Genomic DNA, 18,223 nt, shown 5'->3' with positions numbered 1-18,223 from the left:
TTTATGTTGACGAAATTGACTTTATCTGTTAAGATTATCATGTAAAATAGAGATTTAATCGAATACCTCATATAAGTGTGAGAATCTGGCTCACAAGTTTCTACCAGGTTGCCGTAAACTACCTGACTATGAGGGAAGTGTACCTAGGGTTCCGTAGCTATAACAGCTGTTAGGTCCAAGCGGTACAGATATTTTATACACCGAAGGGAGAAAAGCCCAGGCGGGTAGGTTCTACTCTTAGTTTAGTAGAGCTTACCTGTCTGGGCTTTTTTGTTTGTTAGACTATTGGTAAAAGTAACTTTACTGTCTGATATATTAAAAATCTAATTTTTAAGTGTCTTACACATGACTCATAGCTTGCAACTGCAAACTAAAAATGGAGGGATTAGATGAAGATATTAGTAGTTGGTAGTGGTGGAAGGGAACACACATTAGTTTGGAAATTAAAGCAGAGCTCTAAGGTAGAAGAGATTTTTGTAGCTTCAGGTAATGCGGGCACAGCAGAATTAGCTACAAATATTGAGATTGAAACTACAAATATTAATGAATTAGTTAATTTTGCTCAAAAGAAGGAAATTGATTTGACTTTTGTTGGCCCAGAAGCTCCTTTAGTGGCTGGAATTGTTAATGCATTTGAAAAAGTAGGACTAAATATTTTCGGGCCAACTAAAGCAGCAGCTCAATTAGAAGGAAGTAAGGTATTCTCTAAAAATCTAATGAAGAAGTATGATATTCCTACGGCTAAGTATGAAAGTTTTACTGATCCTAAAAAAGCAATTGCCTATATTGAAAAAGAAGGAGCTCCTATTGTAGTTAAGGCTGAAGGATTGGCAGCAGGTAAAGGGGTTGTTGTAGCAGAGACTAAAAAAGAAGCTATAGAGGCTGTAGAGACAATTATGGTTGATGAGAAGTTTGGAAGAGCAGGTAGTAGAATCGTTGTTGAAGAGTTTCTGACAGGGGAAGAGGCAACTGTTTTGGCTTTTACTGATGGAGATACTATTATCCCAATGGTACCTTCCCAAGATCATAAACAGGCTTATGATGGAGATGAGGGGCCAAATACTGGAGGAATGGGTGCTTATGCTCCAGCACCAGTAGTAACTGATAAATTATTAGAGCAAGTTAAAAAAGAAATTTTAGTTCCTACTATAGACGCTTTACAAAAAGAAGGTATTAAGTATAAAGGAGTTTTATATACTGGATTAATGATTGAAGATAATGAAGCTAAAGTATTAGAATATAATGTACGATTTGGTGATCCAGAAGCTCAAGCTGTTCTACCATTATTAGAAACTGATTTAGTAGAAATAGCAGAAACAATTATTGATGAAGAACTTACTGAAACAACTATTGACTGGTCAACTAAAACAGCAGTCTGTGTAATTATGGCTTCTGGTGGTTATCCAATAGATTATGATACTGGTAAGGAGATTACAGGAATTAAAGAAGCAGCTAATGGTGAGGATATTATTGTCTATCAAGCTGGAACTGATTTAGATAATAATAAATTAGTAACTGCTGGAGGAAGGGTTTTAGGTGTAACTGCTCTTGGTGATAGCTATAAAGAGACTATTGATAAAGCATATCAGGGAATAGAAGAGATTGATTTTGAAGAGGCACATTATCGAACTGATATTGGGAATAAAGCTTTAAGTCATGAGTAATGAGTAGTGAGTAGTGAGTTTAAGTCTGAGATTAAGTTTCAGTAAGAAATAAGGTCTAATTATTTTCTTAAACTCAGACTCAGACTTAAGCTTAGATCTAGATTAAAGTAAATACGAAACTGGAGGTGTTAATATGTCTAAAAGTAAGACAAAGCAGATAATCGGAATTATCGGTGGTGGCCAATTGGGTAAGATGATGATCTTAGAAGCTAAAAAAATGGATTTTGAGGTTATTATTTTAGACCCTACTAGTCATTGTCCAGCAGATAGTATTGCTGATGAGCATATTGTAGCTGAATTTGATGACCAGGATGCTATTAGAGAATTGGCCGAAAAATCAGATATTGTAACTTATGAATTTGAGCATATTGAAGTAGACACTTTAAAAGGGTTAGAAACAGAAGGTTATAACATATATCCAACTCCTAAAAGCCTAGAAATTATTCAAAATAAATATGATCAAAAACAATTATTAAAAGCAGAAGGTATTCCTGTACCAGATTTTATAAGAGTATCTAGTAAAGAAGATATTAAAAAAGCAGCGGCTAAGTTTGATTATCCTATAATGTTAAAAAGTTGTACAGGAGGTTATGACGGTAAAGGTAATGCGCTAATAAAAGATGAAGAAGGGATTGAAGGGGCTTATCAAGCCTTAGGAGCAGGAGATAATTTGTTGATGGTAGAAGAATTTGTCCCCTTTAGTAAAGAGGTTTCAGTATTAGTTTGTCGTAGTACTAAAGGAGAAACAATCACTTATCCTATAGGTGAGAATGCTCATCAAGAAAGTATTTTAATTGAAACTAAGGTACCAGCTGATATTTCTGATAATATTAAAGAAGAAGCTCTTAATTTAGGCGAAAAAGTTATGGATATATTCTCTGGTTTCGGTATTTTCTGTATAGAGATGTTTGTAACAGAGGATAATAGAGTATTAATTAATGAAATAGCTCCGCGACCTCATAATTCAGGTCATTATTCTATTGAAGGAACTGTTACTTCTCAATTTGCTAACCATATTCGAGCCATTGTAGGTCTTCCTTTAGGAAATACAGATTTAGTAAATCCAACGGTCATGAGAAATCTTCTTGGTCAAAGAAGTAAAGGTGAAGCAAATGTAGTAGGAACAGAAGAAGTATTAAAACTCCATAATCTTAAATTGCATGTTTATGGGAAGAAAGTATCGAGACCTGGTAGGAAAATGGGTCATTTAACAGTTACAGCAGATACAGTAGATCAGGCAAGTCAAGTTGCCCTAGAGGCAAGTGAATTAGTTATAATAGAAGGGCAGAGTAATTGACAATTAAATAAAAAATAATAATGAATAAAGGATAAACCTAAATATATTGAGTTTAAGATTAAGTATAAGGCTGAGTAAACAATGAATTATTATATTTTAGTGGTTTCATTTCTTTAAGTTTAATAACTATTTTATGATAAATTTGCTTAAACTAAAGCTCAGATTTAATAGTTAGATAGGTTTTTAACTGTACACTGTAAACCGTAAACTGTAAACTATAAACCGGGAGGAATTAATTTATGCAACCTAAAGTTGGAGTTATTATGGGTAGTGATTCGGATTTACCAGTTATGAAGGATGCAGCGAATATTTTAGAAGAGTTTAATATTCCTTATGAAATTACAGTAGTATCTGCTCATAGAACACCTGATCGAGTCTCTGAATATGCAGAAAGTGCAGAAGAAAAAGGTATTGATGTAATTATTGCTGGAGCAGGTGGAGCAGCTCATCTACCAGGCATGACAGCCTCTCATACTTCACTACCAGTCATTGGAGTACCAATTAAGACGTCTAAGTTGAGTGGAGTGGATTCTCTGTATTCTATTGTTCAAATGCCAGGAGGAGTACCAGTGGCTACAGTAGGTATCAATGGAGCCCAAAATGCAGGATTATTGGCTATTCAGATGTTAGGTATTAAGAATCAAGAATTAAGAGATAAGCATAAACGGTATAAAGCAGAGTTGGCGAGTAGTGTAAAAGAGACAGCTACAGAATTAGAAGAGTTAGGCCATCAGGAATATTTAGCTCAACAATCTTAAATAACGAAAATTAAAGTTATATATATTAATAATATTCGTTTTATTCTTGATAAAAAGACTATAAGTTGTTATTATAAGAGTGACAATTGCAATAAGCCGAAGATTAGCTTGCTTCATATATGTGTAGGATAAGGCTACACGTTTCTACCAACGGCCATAAACTGTTGACTATGAAGGAACTATTTAGGGAATAGTAGACCTAGATAGACTTTCCTTGTAGTTACAAGGTGGTCTATCTAGGTCTTTTCATTTTAAGTAGTAAGTTAAGTTGTTTTTTATTAGCTATAAAGTAGAGCTTGATTGATAGAAAGCTACGTTTTATATCAATAGTTGACAGTATACAGTGTACGGTGTACAGTGGTTTACACTAACATGGTAGGAAAATCAAAACAAGATTCAAAGTTTCTAGAATGCTTTATATATTATATTAATAGTTTAAAAGGAATTGATTTTATGGTTTTAACTGTAAACTGTAAACCGTAAACTATAAACTGATATAAAGTGATAAAATGCCACTTTATATCAATAATTAGGGAGGAATAAGATGATAAATCGTAATATTTTTAAAAATATTAGTCCCTTAGACCATAGATATTCTTTACGAGATGAATTTAAGGATTATTCAACTTATTTATCAGAAGAAGCAAAAGTTAAATATCAAGCTGCTGTAGAGGTAGCTTTGGTTAAAGCTTTAGCTAAACGTGGAATTTGTTCTCAGAAAGTAGCAACTGAAGTAGAAAAGGCTGCTGAAGAAATAAATCCAGAAGAAGTATATAAGGAAGAAAAAAAGACAAAACACAATATTCGAGCTTTAGTAAATTGTATTCAGAATAAAGTTAGTGATGAAGCTAAACCTTATGTTCATTTTACTACAACTTCCTTTGATATTGTTGATACTGCTAATTCTTTACGCTATAAAGAAACTACTGAAGAATTAATCTTACCTACCTTAAAGAAGTTAGAAAAACTACTAATGGAAATTTCACTAAGAGAAAAAGAAACAGTTCAGGTTGGTAGAACTCATGGCCAACATGCAGTTCCAATTACTTTTGGTTTTGCTGTAGCTGAATATGTAAGTAGACTAGGAAATAGAATTCAAGCTATTGAAGAGAGTAGTAAACAGCTAAGAGGAAAGATAGCAGGAGCTGTAGGAGCTTATAATGCTAGTCACCTTTTCTTTGAGGAACCAGAAACTTTTGAAGCAGATGTTTTAGCAGAGTTAGATTTAGAAGCTAGTACTCATTCTACTCAGATTGTTGAACCAGAGTATATAACTGATTTTGTTCACTCGTTAACTTCCTGTTTTGGAGTTATAGCTAATTTTAGTGATGATATGCGTCATTTACAGCGCTCAGAGATTGGTGAAGTAGGAGAACACTTTGGTGAAGACCAAGTTGGCTCTTCAACTATGCCTCACAAACGGAATCCAATTAATTATGAGAATGTTAAAAGTATGTGGAAGGAATTTATGCCTCGTATGATGACTGCTTACCAAGATCAAATTTCAGAACACCAACGTGATTTAACTAATTCAGCTTCTAGTCGATTTATTCCTGAGATTATAGTCGGTCTATTATCATCTATTAATCGTTTAATTAGAGTAGGTAACAAGCTAGTTGTTGATCATGATAATATGAAGAAGAATTTTGATCAGAATAAAGAACTGGTAGTAGCTGAGCCGCTTTATATTTTATTGGCATCTTATGGTCATCCTGATGCTCATGAAGCTGTAAGAAAGCTGACTTTAGAAGCAGAAGAGACAGGAAATAATTTAAGAGAATTAGTGCAGGTCAAAGAAGAATTGCAGCCTTATTGGGAGCAGTTTAATAAAAAGCAACGTAAACTATTAACTAATCCTGAGCAGTATATAGGAACTTCAGTGAAAAAGACAGAGCAGGTCGTTGAATATTGGAGTAACGAACTAAATATAAAACTAACTTAATATAATAAGTTACGGTTTATTTACGGAGAGTTCGGTAGAACTGGTAGAGAAAACCGAAAAATTTGTAAAAGATTGAAGTAGCAATTAGATATTGAATTGCCTGCAGAGTAAAAGTCGGTTTATAGACGAATATTTCGTTAAAACTTGTAAGGATAAAATAAAGTAGAGTAGCGGGCTATTAAGCCCATACTTCAAATTTAAATTACCAATTAATAATCTGGGAGGGAAATTAAATGGAAAAGGCAGAAATGATGTATGAAGGAAAAGCTAAAAAAGTTTATAGTACTAATGATAGTGATAAAGTAATAGTTGAATATAAAGATGATGCTACTGCTTTTGATGGACAGAAAAAAGGTCAAATAGCTGACAAAGGAGAGTTAAATGCTAAAATTTCAACTATTTTCTTTGAATTGTTAGAAGAGAAGGGAATTCCAACTCATTTAATAGAAAAACTAAATAAAACAGATGTTTTAGTTAAAAAGTTAGATATTATTTTAGTAGAAGTAGTAATGAGGAATATAGCAGCTGGTAGTTTAGCAGAAAGATTAGGATTAGAAGAAGGGACTAAATTAGATAAACCAGTTTTGGAGTTTTATTATAAAGACGATGATTTAGGAGATCCAATGATTAATCGATATCATATTTATACTGAAGATTTAGCAACAAAAGAGCAACTAGATGAGATTAGCGATTTAGCTTTTAAAATAAATCAAATTCTAGTTGATTTTCTTGCAGATAAAGGAATTGATCTAGTTGATTTCAAGTTAGAATTTGGAGTGGATAGTGAAGGTAATATCCACCTTGGAGATGAAATTTCACCAGATACTTGTCGTTTTTGGGATAGTGAGACAGAAAAGAAATTAGATAAAGATCGTTTCCGACGAGATTTAGGTCAAGTTGAAGGTGCTTATCATGAAGTTGTAAGGAGACTAGAAGAGTAGTTAATTGTAGAAGTTAGAGTTAGAATTGATATATTGTATCACTAAAAGTGACACAGCTATCAGTCAATTCAAAATATTTAAGTTCAAAAACTAAAGCATTATAATCTCTATATTCTAAGGGGTTCAGATATGTCTATAGTTTGAATTTGATTCAGCTGATCCTACGAGTTTCATAGAAACTCTTCGTGATAAAGATCATCTACATCGTGGTACAAAGTGCCACTAATAATTAAATAGAAAGGGATGAAGCAAATATGGCAAAAAATCATTCCTGTCAGAGTGAAGAGCTAATGGATAAGATGGAAGAAGAGTGTGGTGTATTTGGAGTTTATGCTGCTGCAGATGATAAAGTTGATGTAGCCAATTTAACCTATTTAGGGTTACATGCTCTTCAGCATAGAGGGCAAGAAAGTGCAGGCATCTGTGTCAATGATAAAGGTGAATTTACAAATCATAGAGGAATGGATTTAGTAACTAATGTCTTCGATGAAGAGATATTAGAAGAGTTAACTGGTCAAAGTGCTGTAGGACATGTTCGCTATTCTACAACAGGTTCTAGTCTATTATCTAATGCTCAACCTTTAGTAACTAATTCGATTAAAGGAGAATTAGCTTTAGCCCATAATGGAAATCTAGTTAATGGCTTAAAACTGAGAAGAAATTTAGAAGAGCGTGGTTCTATTTTTCATTCCACACTTGATACTGAGGTAATTGCTCATTTAGCAGCTAGGTCTTTTAAAGATGATATTGTTGAGGCTTTAACTCATAGTTTACAGAAGGTAAAAGGTGCTTTTAGTTTAGTCGCAATGACAGAGGATAGTCTAGTTGCTGCTAGAGATCCACATGGGTTTAGGCCATTATCAATAGGAAAAATAGGAAGTAGTTATGTTGTTGCTTCAGAAACTTGTGCTTTTGATATTATTGGGGCAGAACATGTTAGAGATATTGAACCAGGTGAAATTGTTCTAATTAATGACGAAGGAATTGAAAGTAAATACTATGGTGAACGGACTCCTTATAATTTCTGTGTTTTTGAGTTTATATATTTTGCTCGACCTGATAGTGTAATCGGCGGACAGAATGTTCAACTGGCTCGAAAAGAAATAGGTCGTCAATTAGCTAGAGAGACAGATATAGAAGCTGATCTTGTAGTACCTGTACCTAGCTCTGGGATTCCATCAGCTTTAGGATTTGCTGAAGAATCTGGAATTCCTTATGAAAAAGGAATCTTAAGAAATAGATATGTGGGACGGACCTTTATTCAACCTACTCAAGAAATTAGAGATTTGAAAGTTAGAATAAAGTTAAATCCAATTCGAGATATCATTGAAGGAAAACGAATAATTCTAGTTGATGATTCAATAGTTAGAGGGACAACTAGTAAACAGATTATTAGGATGATGAAAGAGACAGGAGCCAAAGAAGTCCATTTAGTAATATCTTCTCCTCCAGTAGCTTATCCATGTTATTATGGTCTAGATACATCTAGACGACAAGAGTTAATTGCAGCAGAAAATAGTGTAGAAGAAATCTGTGATCATATTGGAGCTGATTCTTTAACTTATGTAAGTAAAGAAGGACTGCTCAATTCTATTGAAGCTAATGGTTATGGTTTCTGTACAGCCTGTTTTGATGGAGATTATCCATTAGGAGAAGGAGCAGGTAAGTTTAGTTTGGAGTGTTGAGTGTGAGTATATCATAGCCGTGGCACGAAGTGCCACTTTAAGTTATAGCTAATTGTAAATAAAAGAAGTAGGAGGGGAAGTAATGGGTTTAACTTACAAAGATGCTGGTGTGGATATTGAAGCAGGAGAAGAAGCAGTAGATAAGTTAAAAGAAGATGTAGAAGATACTTTTACTTCTGGAGTGTTAACAGGGTTAGGTAGTTTTGGAGCCTTATTTGCTCCAGATTTAAGTGATTATAATAAACCGGTATTTGTTTCAGGAACAGATGGAGTAGGAACTAAGTTAAAGGTTGCCTTTATGACAGGCCAACACAGTACGGTAGGTATTGATCTGGTAGCTATGTCTGTTAATGATATTTTGGCCCAAGGAGCTAGACCATTATTCTTTTTAGATTATTTAGCTACTGGTAAATTAGAACCAGATAGCGTTGCTGAAGTCGTTAAAGGAATTACAACTGGTTGTAAGCAGGCAGGTTGTGCTTTAATCGGTGGTGAAACAGCAGAGATGCCTGATTTCTATTCTGCTGGAGAGTATGATTTAGCTGGATTTGTTGTAGGAATAGTAGATAAAGATAAGATTATTACTGGAGAAGATATTAATCCAGGAGATAAGATTATAGGACTAACTTCTAATGGTATCCATAGTAATGGTTATACGTTAGCTCGTAAAGTCTTCTTTGATGTAGCAGGTTATGATGTTGATGATGAATTAGATGAATTAGAAACAACTTTAGGAGAAGAATTATTAAAGCCGACTCGAATTTATGCTAAACCAGTTTTAGAAATTTTAGATCAGTATCAAGTTAATGGAATTGCTCATATTACTGGTGGTGGATTAATTGAGAATTTACCTCGAATTTTACCTGAAGATACTAAAGCAGTAATTAATAAAGATAGTTGGGTAACACATTCTATATTTAAATTAATGCAAGATATAGGAGATATAAAAGAAAAAGAAATGTATCGGACTTTTAATATGGGAATCGGCATGGTATTAGTTGTGTCAGAAGATGAAGCTGAAGAAGTTATTAAAAGAGCCAATAAATTAGGAGAAGATGCTCATTTAATTGGAGAAGTTAAAGAAGGAGAGAATAAAGTAGAAATTAGTTGACAGTTGATGGTTGATAGTTGACAGTTAAAGAAATTAAATTTCATAAACAGAGAATTATAGGGTTTGAATTCAACTGTAGACTATACACTGTAAACTGTACACTGTTAAAGGTGAGGTGTTGAAATGTTAAAAGTAGGAGTTTTGGCATCAGGAAGAGGAACTAACCTACAATCTATTATTGATAGTATTAAGACGGGCCAACTACCAGCAGAGATTAAGGTAGTAATTAGTGATAATGAAGAAGTTACGGCTTTAGATAGAGCTGAAAAGTATGGAATTGAAGGCTTTTATGTTAATCCGCAACAATATGAAACTACTGAAGATTTTGAACAGGCTATGGTTGATACTTTAGAAGAATATGATGTGGAGTTAGTAGTTATGGCCGGCTTTATGCGTTTATTAAGTCCTTATTTTATTAGACAATACAAGAATAAAATAATGAATATTCACCCTTCGTTATTACCAGCATTTAAAGGACTTCATGCTCAACAACAAGCCTTAGATTATGGGGTTAAAGTAGCAGGTTGTACTGTTCATTTTGCTGATGAAGGAATGGATACAGGACCAATAATTCTACAGGCTACAGTTCCAGTTAAAGATGAGGATACAGAAGAAACTTTAGCTAATCGGATTCTACAAGAAGAACACAAGATTTATCCAGAAGCAATTAGATTGTATGCTGAAGGAAAATTAGAGATTAAAGATGGGAAAGTTACAATTAAAGAGTAATTTATAATTGAAAATTGGGAATTAATAATTATAAATAATAGATGATAAATAATGAGAAACTAGAGGGATTAATATAAATATTTTATTATGTTAAAGGGATAAAGAAGTAAAGTGAGAAGATAATTAAATGTGAGGAATGAGTGTGGGTGTGAGTAAAGTCAAATTAATAAAGAATAGAAGTATAGTTTAAGCTTAAGTTTGAGTTTCAGTTAAGCCTCAAGATCAAAATAAAGCTTTGTGTTTGATTTAGAATTTTAACTGTCAACTGTTAATTGTAAACTGTAAACTAATAAAAAACAAGGGGTGAAAAAATGGCTAATATTCGGCAAGCTTTATTAAGTGTTTCTAATAAAGAAGGAATTGTTGATTTTGCTAGAGGATTAAGTGAGCTAGGAGTAACTATAATTTCTACTGGTGGGACTGCTAAAAAAATTAAAGAAGCTGGAATAGAAGTAGTAGAAATTAGTGATGTAACGGATTATCCAGAGATGATGAATGGACGGGTAAAGACTTTACATCCAGCTGTTCATGGTGGCATTTTAGCAGTAAGAGATAATAAAGACCATATGAAGGAGATTGAGGACCAAGGGATTAAACCAATTGATTTAATTGTTTGTAACTTATATCCTTTTGCGGAGACAATTGCTCAAGATGATGTAACTTTAGAAGAGGCAGTAGAGAATATAGATATTGGCGGGCCAACTATGATTCGTTCTGCTGCTAAAAACTTTAATGATGTCGGAGTAGTTGTTGACCCAACTGATTATGATTCTATTTTGGAGCAGTTGCAAGCAAATAAGGGGACTCTAAGCGATAGTAAAAGAATGGAGTTGGCCCATAAAGCTTTTGAGCATACTGCTAAATATGATAGTTTAATTCAGAAATATTTAGGTGGATTAGTAAATGAAGAGCAACTTCCAGAGACTATGTTAGATGCTTATACTAAAAAATCTGATCTAAGATACGGAGAAAATCCACATCAAGATGCTGCCTTCTATAAGGAACAAGAATCTAACGAACCATCTATTACTACAGCTAAGCAGTTACATGGCAAAGATTTATCATTTAATAATATTAATGATACTAATGGAGCTTTAGAATTAGTAAAAGAATTTCCAGATCAACCTGCTGCTGCAGTAATCAAACATGCTAATCCATGTGGTATGGCTCAAAGTGATAACTTACTTGATGCTTATAAAAAAGCTCATGCTGGAGATCCATTATCTGCTTTTGGTAGTATTGTTGCTCTCAATCGTAAAGTGACAGCAGATGTAGCAGATGAGATAGCAGATGAAGATAAGTTTATTGAAGTAGTAATTGCTCCTACATTTACTCAAGAAGCACTTGAGATTCTTAAAGGTAGATGGGATAGTGTTCGACTGTTAGAAACAGGTGATTTATATATTGATCGAGAGCAGCCAGGATACAATCTAAAGAAAGTAACTGGTGGTTTATTAGTTCAAGAGCGAGATATTGTAGAGATAGATGAGAGTGAATTAGAAGTAGTTACAGATGTTAAACCGACTGAAGAACAACTAAAAGATCTATTATTTAGCTGGAAAGTTGTTAAGCATGTTAAATCAAATGCTATTGTGATGGCTAAAGATGAGATGGTAGTTGGAGTTGGTGCTGGTCAGATGAGTCGAGTTGATTCTATGATTATTGCTGGTCGTAAAGCTGATGGTCGACAAAAGGGTGGAGTTGTAGCTTCAGATGCCTTCTTCCCATTCCCAGATGCTATTGAAGAAGCAGCCGCCAAAGGAATTAAAGCAGTTATTCAACCAGGTGGCTCAATTAGAGATGAACAAGTCATTGAAGCTGCGAATGAAGCAGGAATTGCTATGGTCTTTACAGGAAGAAGACATTTTAGACATTAAAATATGAGATAGTGAATTAACCAGCCTTTATGGCTGGTTTTTTATTATATAGGAAATTATGCATGTGAAAATTTCACAACAATTGTGAAATTTCACGAGATAGGTAATTAGGAACGGAATGGCTGAGTTCTATTGTAAAGAATTATTTTGTCTGCTATTATAAAACTAGAGTTAATGAAAACACTTTCATTAACTCTAAATAACTCAAAAACTTAAACAAGGAGTGATAATGGATGAAAGAAAAAATTCAACGTTTTGGGGCAGCAATGTTTGTACCAGTTTTATTATTTCCCTTTGCTGGTATAATGGTTGGTTTAGCAATTTTATTTATGAATCAAGAGATTATGGGGGCTATAGCTCAGTCAGGTGGACTATGGCATCAGGCATGGTTTATTATTCAAGAAGGGGCATGGACTGTATTTCGTCAGTTACCACTTTTATTTGTGGTAGGGTTACCTGTAGCTTTAGCGAAGAAAGCAGAAGCCCGAGCTTGTCTAGAATCTTTGTTATCTTATTTAACATTTAATTACTTTGTTAGTGCTATGCTTTCTTTATGGGGGCCTAGTTTTGGAGTTGATTTTTCTGTTAGCGCTAGTGATAGTTTTGGTTTAGCTGAGATTGCAGGGATTAAAACTTTGAATACAGGAATGATTGGAGCTATTTTAATTTCAGGGATTGTAGTTTATCTTCATAATAAATATTTTGATACAGAATTACCTGAATATATAGGTATTTTCCAAGGCTCATCCTTTGTTGCAATTATTGGATTCTTTGTTATGCTTCCTGTGGCCTTAGCAACTTGTTTCTTATGGCCAAAAGTTCAAGGAGGAATTTCATCTTTACAAGGATTTTTAGCTAGCTCTGGTGTGATTGGAGTCTGGTTATACTCTTTCTTAGAGCGGATTTTGATTCCAACTGGATTACACCACTTTATTTATGGACCATTTATTTTTGGACCAGCCGTAGTAGAAGGTGGAATTTATTCTGCTTGGGCACAAAACTTAACTGAATTTTCGACTACTGCCCAATCATTGAAATCTATGTTCCCAGAAGGTGGATTTGCGTTGCATGGAATGTCTAAGGTATTTGGTGCACCTGGTATTGCTCTAGCTTTATATACAACTGCTAAATCTGATAAGAAGAAAGAGATTGCCGGTTTATTGATCCCTGCTACATTAACAGCAATTATGGCAGGAATTACCGAACCACTTGAATTTACTTTCTTATTTATTGCTCCAGTTTTATTTGCTGTTCATGCAGTTTTAGCAGCAACTTTAGCAGCAACAACCTATGCTTTTGGAATTGTAGGAAACTTTGGTGGAGGATTGATTGAATGGTTTGCTCAAAACTGGCTACCACTCTTTAAATATCATTCAGGTGCTTATGTTACTCAGATTATTATTGGTTTGTGTGGAACTGCAATTTATTTCTTTGTCTTCCGTTATGCTATCTTGAAGTTTAATCTTGCTACTCCAGGACGAGAAGAAGGAGATGGAGAAACGGAGCTTTATACTAAGGAAGATTATAAGGAACAGAAAGAAGGTCAAGATTCACAAGCAGCAGCAACTAATGTAGATTCACGAGATAGTAAAGCAGCTGCCTTTTTAGAAGCATTAGGTGGTAGTGAGAATATCGCAGATGTTACAAATTGTGCAACTCGTCTTCGTGTTTCTGTAAAAGATGAAACTAAGTTATTAGATGATAGTGCATTTAGAGAAGCTGGAGCCAAGGGAGTAGTTAGAAATGGAACTGCAATTCAGGTAATAGTTGGTTTATCTGTTTCCCAAGTACGAGATAAATTTGAAACATTACTTGATAATGAAGATATAAGTGTTTAATTATATAATTATTTAATTTTAAAATAAAAGCTACAAGTTGATATTTATATAAGTTTATAATGATATAACGGAATAATATTATAAGATTATAAGTTAATAATATAATTGTTTAGTTGAGTTAATTTACTGCCATTTGTAAATATAAGAACTACATTATATAAGTAATGCATTACATAAGAATTACAAATGGCAGATATAAATATATATTTAAAAATTTAAGGAGGAGATTATAATGAACGAAGATAAATTTTCTGTAGTGATTGCTGGTGGAGGGAGTACATTTACTCCAGGAATTGTGTTGATGTTATTAGATAACTTAGATAAGTTTCCGATTAGAAAGCTTAAGTTTTATGATAATGATAAAGAACGTCAAGATACTATTGCCCAAGCTTGCAAAATTATTTTAGAAGAAAAGGCTCCAGAGATTGAATTTTTGGCAACAACAGATCCTGAAGAAGCCTTTACAGATGTTGATTTTGTAATGGCTCATATTCGAGTTGGAAAATATCAAATGCGAGAATTAGATGAGAAGATTCCACTTAAGCATGATGTGGTAGGCCAAGAGACATGTGGGCCAGGTGGAATTGCTTATGGAATGAGATCAATTGGTGGGATTTTAGAGATTATAGATTATATGGAAGAATATTCTCCAGATGCTTGGATGCTAAATTATTCAAATCCAGCTGCAATTGTAGCAGAAGCAACTCGTAGATTACGTCCTGATTCTAAAGTACTAAATATCTGTGATATGCCAGTAGGAATTGAAACTCGCATGGCTGAGATTGCTGGATTAGATTCTCGTAAAGAGATGAATGTCCGTTATTATGGCTTAAATCACTTTGGTTGGTGGTCAAGTATTACAGATCAAGAAGGTAATGATTTAATGCCTCAGATTAAAGAACATGTTGCTGAGTATGGTTATACTACTCAAAATGGTGATCTACAACATGATGATGAGAGTTGGAATGATACCTTCCTTAAAGCAAGAGATGTATATGAGGTAGATCCAACTACTTTACCAAATACCTATTTAAAATATTATCTATTCCCTGATTATGTAGTAGATCATTCTGATAAAGAGTATACACGAGCCAATGAAGTAATGAATGGACGAGAAGATTTTGTCTTTAGTGAAGCTGAAAAGATAATTGAAAATCAATCCACTGAAGATTGCGAGTTTGAGATTGATGAACATGCTTCTTATATTGTAGATTTGGCTCGAGCTATTGCTTATAACACAAAAGAAAGAATGTTAATGATAGTAGAAAATAAAGGAGCAATTGAAAACTTTGATCCAACAGCTATGGTAGAAATTCCTTGCTTAGTAGGTAGTGAAGGACCAGAGCCACTTTCAATAGGAGAGATTCCACAGTTCCAGAAAGGATTAATGGAACAACAAGTATCAGTTGAAAAATTAGTAGTAGAAGCATGGATAGAAGGATCTTACCAGAAATTATGGCAAGCAATTACTCTATCTAAGACAGTGCCAAGTGCAAAAGTTGCTAAAGATATCTTAGATGATTTGGTTGAAGTAAATGAAGATTATTGGCCAAAATTAAATTAATTATTTTCTTTAAGGAGGTAGGAATTATGTTTAAAGAATTATTTAATTCTCAATCAGAAATTGCAGAAGTATTTTCGCCTTTAAATGGAGATATTATAGATCTTACAGAGGTTCCTGATCCAACTTTTTCTCAAAAGATGTTAGGTGATGGTTTTGCTGTTATTCCTAAAAAGGGAAAGTTAGTCTCTCCAGTAAAGGGTGAGATAAAAAAAGTGTTTCCTACTAAGCATGCTATTGGAATTAAAACTCCAGAAGGATTAGAACTTTTAATCCATGTAGGTTTAGATACAGTTGATTTAGAAGGAGAAGGCTTTGAAGTAATGATTAATAATGGTGATTCAGTAGAAGTAGGGGATCATCTATTAAACTTTGATATTGATTTTATAGAAGAAAATAACAAAGAAATTGTAACTCCTGTAGTAGTTACAAATTATCAAGATAAAGTTGAGGATTTTTCTCAGATTAGTGATACAAAAGTTAGTTGTCAAGACTTGGTATTAGAATGTGAATTAGTATAAATAATTTATATAATTTAAGGAGGAGATTATAATGAATCAAGATGAATTTTCTGTAGTGATTGCTGGTGGAGGGAGTACATTTACTCCAGGAATTGTGTTGATGTTATTAGATAACTTAGATAAATTTCCGATTAGAAAGCTTAAGTTTTATGATAATGATAAAGAACGTCAAGATACTATTGCCCAAGCTTGCAAAATTATTTTAGAAGAAAAGGCTCCAGAGATTGAATTTTTGGCAACAACAGATCCTGAAGAAGCCTTTACAGATGTTGATTTTGTAATGGCTCATATTCGAGTTGGAAAATATCAAATGCGAGAATTAGATGAGAAGATTCCACTTAAGCATGATGTGGTAGGCCAAGAGACATGTGGGCCAGGTGGAATTGCTTATGGAATGAGATCAATTGGTGGGATTTTAGAGATTATAGATTATATGGAAGAATATTCTCCAGATGCTTGGATGCTAAATTATTCAAATCCAGCTGCAATTGTAGCAGAAGCAACTCGTAGATTACGTCCTGATTCTAAAGTACTAAATATCTGTGATATGCCAGTAGGAATTGAAACTCGCATGGCTGAGATTGCTGGATTAGATTCTCGTAAAGAGATGAATGTCCGTTATTATGGCTTAAATCACTTTGGTTGGTGGTCAAGTATTACAGATCAAGAAGGTAATGATTTAATGCCTCAGATTAAAGAACATGTTGCTGAGTATGGTTATACTACTCAAAATGGTGATCTACAACATGATGATGAGAGTTGGAATGATACCTTCCTTAAAGCAAGAGATGTATATGAGGTAGATCCAACTACTTTACCAAATACCTATTTAAAATATTATCTATTCCCTGATTATGTAGTAGATCATTCTGATAAAGAGTATACACGAGCTAATGAAGTAATGAATGGACGAGAAGATTTTGTCTTTAGTGAAGCTGAAAAGATAATTGAAAATCAATCCACTGAAGATTGCGAGTTTGAGATTGATGAACATGCTTCTTATATTGTAGATTTGGCTCGAGCTATTGCTTATAACACAAAAGAAAGAATGTTAATGATAGTAGAAAATAAAGGAGCAATTGAAAACTTTGATCCAACAGCTATGGTAGAAATTCCTTGCTTAGTAGGTAGTGAAGGACCAGAGCCACTTTCAATAGGAGAGATTCCACAGTTCCAGAAAGGATTAATGGAACAACAAGTATCAGTTGAAAAATTAGTAGTAGAAGCATGGATAGAAGGATCTTACCAGAAATTATGGCAAGCAATTACTCTATCTAAGACAGTGCCAAGTGCAAAAGTTGCTAAAGATATCTTAGATGATTTGGTTGAAGCAAATGAAGATTATTGGCCAAAATTAAATTAGGATAAATAAAAAGAAAGGCTAGGATTAATCCTAGCCTTTCTTTTATATATAAAACTCTACCATTGAATATTTAAAGGAAATTATATTTTTAGAGAATGGTAATAATTTTTTAATCTTTTAGCTCAAAGCAGATAGCAAATAGTCGATAGCTGGATCGCCGGTAGGCGATTTTTTATTCCTCTTGTTCTTTTTGATATTTAATATATTCTCCAAATAACCGTTCAATTAGAATAAAAAAAGATGAAAAAGGATAAATATTACTATTGTTATACTTAACAGGAGAAGCTGCTACATAGAGATTATGGTCTGTCATGTGAGAGAGTTGATTATTACTAAGACTAGTAATTGAAATTGAAGGAATTCCTTTCATTGATATTTCATTAATACAGCTTTGAAAAGAAGTGGTATTACCAGATAGGGAAATGAATAAGACTACATCGTCTTTGGTTATACTGGGTAGAACAACCTCAAATTCACGATAGCTTTCAATAATATGAAAATGTTTATAGGCTACTAAGAAGGTACGTTTTAATTCGCGAGCAACAGCTGTTTGGGCTGTACCTGTACTATAAATAAAGATTCTTTGGGCATCATAGAGTAATTTACAAATTTCAGTGAAGTTCTTTTCTTTTGAGAGTTTAATCGTTTTATCTATATCTTTATGGAGAGATGTAATATAATCACTTTCTCCTTGATCAGTTTCTTTCTCTTCCCATTTTAAATGGAATTTAAATTCGCTATAACCTTTAAATCCTAATTTTTTGGCTAAACGAAAGATAGTTGTCCTAGAGACGTTGCATTTTTGGGCCAAATCATTAATTCCGAGATCACTACATTCTTGTTTATTGTTTAAGATATATTCTAAAATATGCAGATCGCTATCATTTAGTTTATTATAATTATTATTGATTACTTCTTGTAATCTCATAAATTACC

The 18,223-nt window shown here is 33.5% G+C and carries 14 protein-coding genes and 2 riboswitches; of the genes, 13 read left to right on the top strand and 1 reads right to left on the bottom strand.

Annotation, left to right across the window (positions count from 1 at the left end; genetic code table 11):
• Positions 1–47 precede the first annotated feature (47 nt).
• A riboswitch (purine riboswitch) is annotated at positions 48–149 on the top strand.
• Between the two features lie 240 nt (positions 150–389).
• The 13 genes from purD to ACYQ39_RS07715 all read left to right on the top strand — a co-directional run bounded on the left by purD (position 390) and on the right by ACYQ39_RS07715 (position 17,287).
• Complete coding sequence (purD, locus tag ACYQ39_RS07775) at positions 390–1,664, top strand: phosphoribosylamine--glycine ligase (protein ID WP_459841864.1); 1,275 nt, start codon at positions 390–392, stop codon at positions 1,662–1,664.
• Between the two features lie 133 nt (positions 1,665–1,797).
• On the top strand, positions 1,798–2,961 hold the full coding sequence (locus ACYQ39_RS07770; RefSeq protein ID WP_459841862.1) for a 5-(carboxyamino)imidazole ribonucleotide synthase: 1,164 nt from the start codon (positions 1,798–1,800) through the stop codon (positions 2,959–2,961).
• A gap of 239 nt (positions 2,962–3,200) precedes the next feature.
• On the top strand, positions 3,201–3,719 hold the full coding sequence (gene purE / locus ACYQ39_RS07765) for a 5-(carboxyamino)imidazole ribonucleotide mutase (RefSeq protein ID WP_459841860.1): 519 nt from the start codon (positions 3,201–3,203) through the stop codon (positions 3,717–3,719).
• A gap of 93 nt (positions 3,720–3,812) precedes the next feature.
• Positions 3,813–3,910: riboswitch (purine riboswitch) on the top strand.
• A gap of 353 nt (positions 3,911–4,263) precedes the next feature.
• On the top strand, positions 4,264–5,661 hold the full coding sequence (gene purB / locus ACYQ39_RS07760; RefSeq protein ID WP_459841858.1) for an adenylosuccinate lyase: 1,398 nt from the start codon (positions 4,264–4,266) through the stop codon (positions 5,659–5,661).
• Positions 5,662–5,894: 233 nt separating this feature from the next.
• Complete coding sequence (gene purC, locus ACYQ39_RS07755) at positions 5,895–6,602, top strand: phosphoribosylaminoimidazolesuccinocarboxamide synthase (protein ID WP_459841857.1); 708 nt, start codon at positions 5,895–5,897, stop codon at positions 6,600–6,602.
• A gap of 254 nt (positions 6,603–6,856) precedes the next feature.
• Positions 6,857–8,287 (top strand): amidophosphoribosyltransferase, encoded by a 1,431-nt coding sequence (gene purF / locus ACYQ39_RS07750; protein WP_459841855.1) that lies wholly within the window; start codon positions 6,857–6,859, stop codon positions 8,285–8,287.
• An 82-nt stretch (positions 8,288–8,369) separates the two neighbouring features.
• A complete protein-coding gene (gene purM, locus ACYQ39_RS07745) occupies positions 8,370–9,398 on the top strand; it encodes a phosphoribosylformylglycinamidine cyclo-ligase (RefSeq protein ID WP_459841853.1) in 1,029 nt (342 codons plus the stop codon).
• A 123-nt stretch (positions 9,399–9,521) separates the two neighbouring features.
• The gene (gene purN, locus ACYQ39_RS07740; RefSeq protein ID WP_459841852.1) at positions 9,522–10,127 is read left to right on the top strand and encodes a phosphoribosylglycinamide formyltransferase; all 606 of its coding nucleotides are present in this window, start codon (positions 9,522–9,524) and stop codon (positions 10,125–10,127) included.
• 311 nt (positions 10,128–10,438) lie between these two features.
• The gene (gene purH / locus ACYQ39_RS07735) at positions 10,439–12,004 is read left to right on the top strand and encodes a bifunctional phosphoribosylaminoimidazolecarboxamide formyltransferase/IMP cyclohydrolase (protein WP_459841850.1); all 1,566 of its coding nucleotides are present in this window, start codon (positions 10,439–10,441) and stop codon (positions 12,002–12,004) included.
• A 233-nt stretch (positions 12,005–12,237) separates the two neighbouring features.
• Positions 12,238–13,842, top strand: a complete 1,605-nt coding sequence (locus ACYQ39_RS07730) for an alpha-glucoside-specific PTS transporter subunit IIBC (protein WP_459841848.1) — start codon at positions 12,238–12,240, stop codon at positions 13,840–13,842.
• 232 nt (positions 13,843–14,074) lie between these two features.
• Positions 14,075–15,406, top strand: coding sequence for a 6-phospho-alpha-glucosidase (locus tag ACYQ39_RS07725; RefSeq protein ID WP_459841846.1), 1,332 nt, complete (start codon positions 14,075–14,077; stop codon positions 15,404–15,406).
• Positions 15,407–15,432: 26 nt separating this feature from the next.
• Entirely contained in the window at positions 15,433–15,924 is a 492-nt protein-coding gene (locus ACYQ39_RS07720) for a PTS sugar transporter subunit IIA (RefSeq protein ID WP_459841844.1), read from the top strand.
• Positions 15,925–15,955: 31 nt separating this feature from the next.
• Complete coding sequence (locus ACYQ39_RS07715) at positions 15,956–17,287, top strand: 6-phospho-alpha-glucosidase (RefSeq protein ID WP_459841842.1); 1,332 nt, start codon at positions 15,956–15,958, stop codon at positions 17,285–17,287.
• A gap of 172 nt (positions 17,288–17,459) precedes the next feature.
• Here ACYQ39_RS07715 and ACYQ39_RS07710 read toward each other — a convergent pair whose 3' ends face one another.
• Positions 17,460–18,215, bottom strand: coding sequence for a MurR/RpiR family transcriptional regulator (locus ACYQ39_RS07710; protein ID WP_459841840.1), 756 nt, complete (start codon positions 18,213–18,215; stop codon positions 17,460–17,462).
• Positions 18,216–18,223 lie beyond the last annotated feature (8 nt).

The organism is Halanaerocella petrolearia (assembly GCF_054657875.1).
This window is presented reverse-complemented; position numbering and strand designations above follow the sequence as displayed.

Bases quoted from the DNA above. Each gene is read 5' to 3' on its own strand.
- purD (WP_459841864.1), top strand. From the start codon at position 390: ATGAAGATATTAGTAGTTGGTAGTGGTGGAAGGGAACACACATTAGTT.
- ACYQ39_RS07770 (WP_459841862.1), top strand. From the start codon at position 1,798: ATGTCTAAAAGTAAGACAAAGCAGATAATCGGAATTATCGGTGGTGGC.
- purE (WP_459841860.1), top strand. From the start codon at position 3,201: ATGCAACCTAAAGTTGGAGTTATTATGGGTAGTGATTCGGATTTACCA.
- purB (WP_459841858.1), top strand. From the start codon at position 4,264: ATGATAAATCGTAATATTTTTAAAAATATTAGTCCCTTAGACCATAGA.
- purC (WP_459841857.1), top strand. From the start codon at position 5,895: ATGGAAAAGGCAGAAATGATGTATGAAGGAAAAGCTAAAAAAGTTTAT.
- purF (WP_459841855.1), top strand. From the start codon at position 6,857: ATGGCAAAAAATCATTCCTGTCAGAGTGAAGAGCTAATGGATAAGATG.
- purM (WP_459841853.1), top strand. From the start codon at position 8,370: ATGGGTTTAACTTACAAAGATGCTGGTGTGGATATTGAAGCAGGAGAA.
- purN (WP_459841852.1), top strand. From the start codon at position 9,522: ATGTTAAAAGTAGGAGTTTTGGCATCAGGAAGAGGAACTAACCTACAA.
- purH (WP_459841850.1), top strand. From the start codon at position 10,439: ATGGCTAATATTCGGCAAGCTTTATTAAGTGTTTCTAATAAAGAAGGA.
- ACYQ39_RS07730 (WP_459841848.1), top strand. From the start codon at position 12,238: ATGAAAGAAAAAATTCAACGTTTTGGGGCAGCAATGTTTGTACCAGTT.
- ACYQ39_RS07725 (WP_459841846.1), top strand. From the start codon at position 14,075: ATGAACGAAGATAAATTTTCTGTAGTGATTGCTGGTGGAGGGAGTACA.
- ACYQ39_RS07720 (WP_459841844.1), top strand. From the start codon at position 15,433: ATGTTTAAAGAATTATTTAATTCTCAATCAGAAATTGCAGAAGTATTT.
- ACYQ39_RS07715 (WP_459841842.1), top strand. From the start codon at position 15,956: ATGAATCAAGATGAATTTTCTGTAGTGATTGCTGGTGGAGGGAGTACA.
- ACYQ39_RS07710 (WP_459841840.1), bottom strand. From the start codon at position 18,215: ATGAGATTACAAGAAGTAATCAATAATAATTATAATAAACTAAATGAT.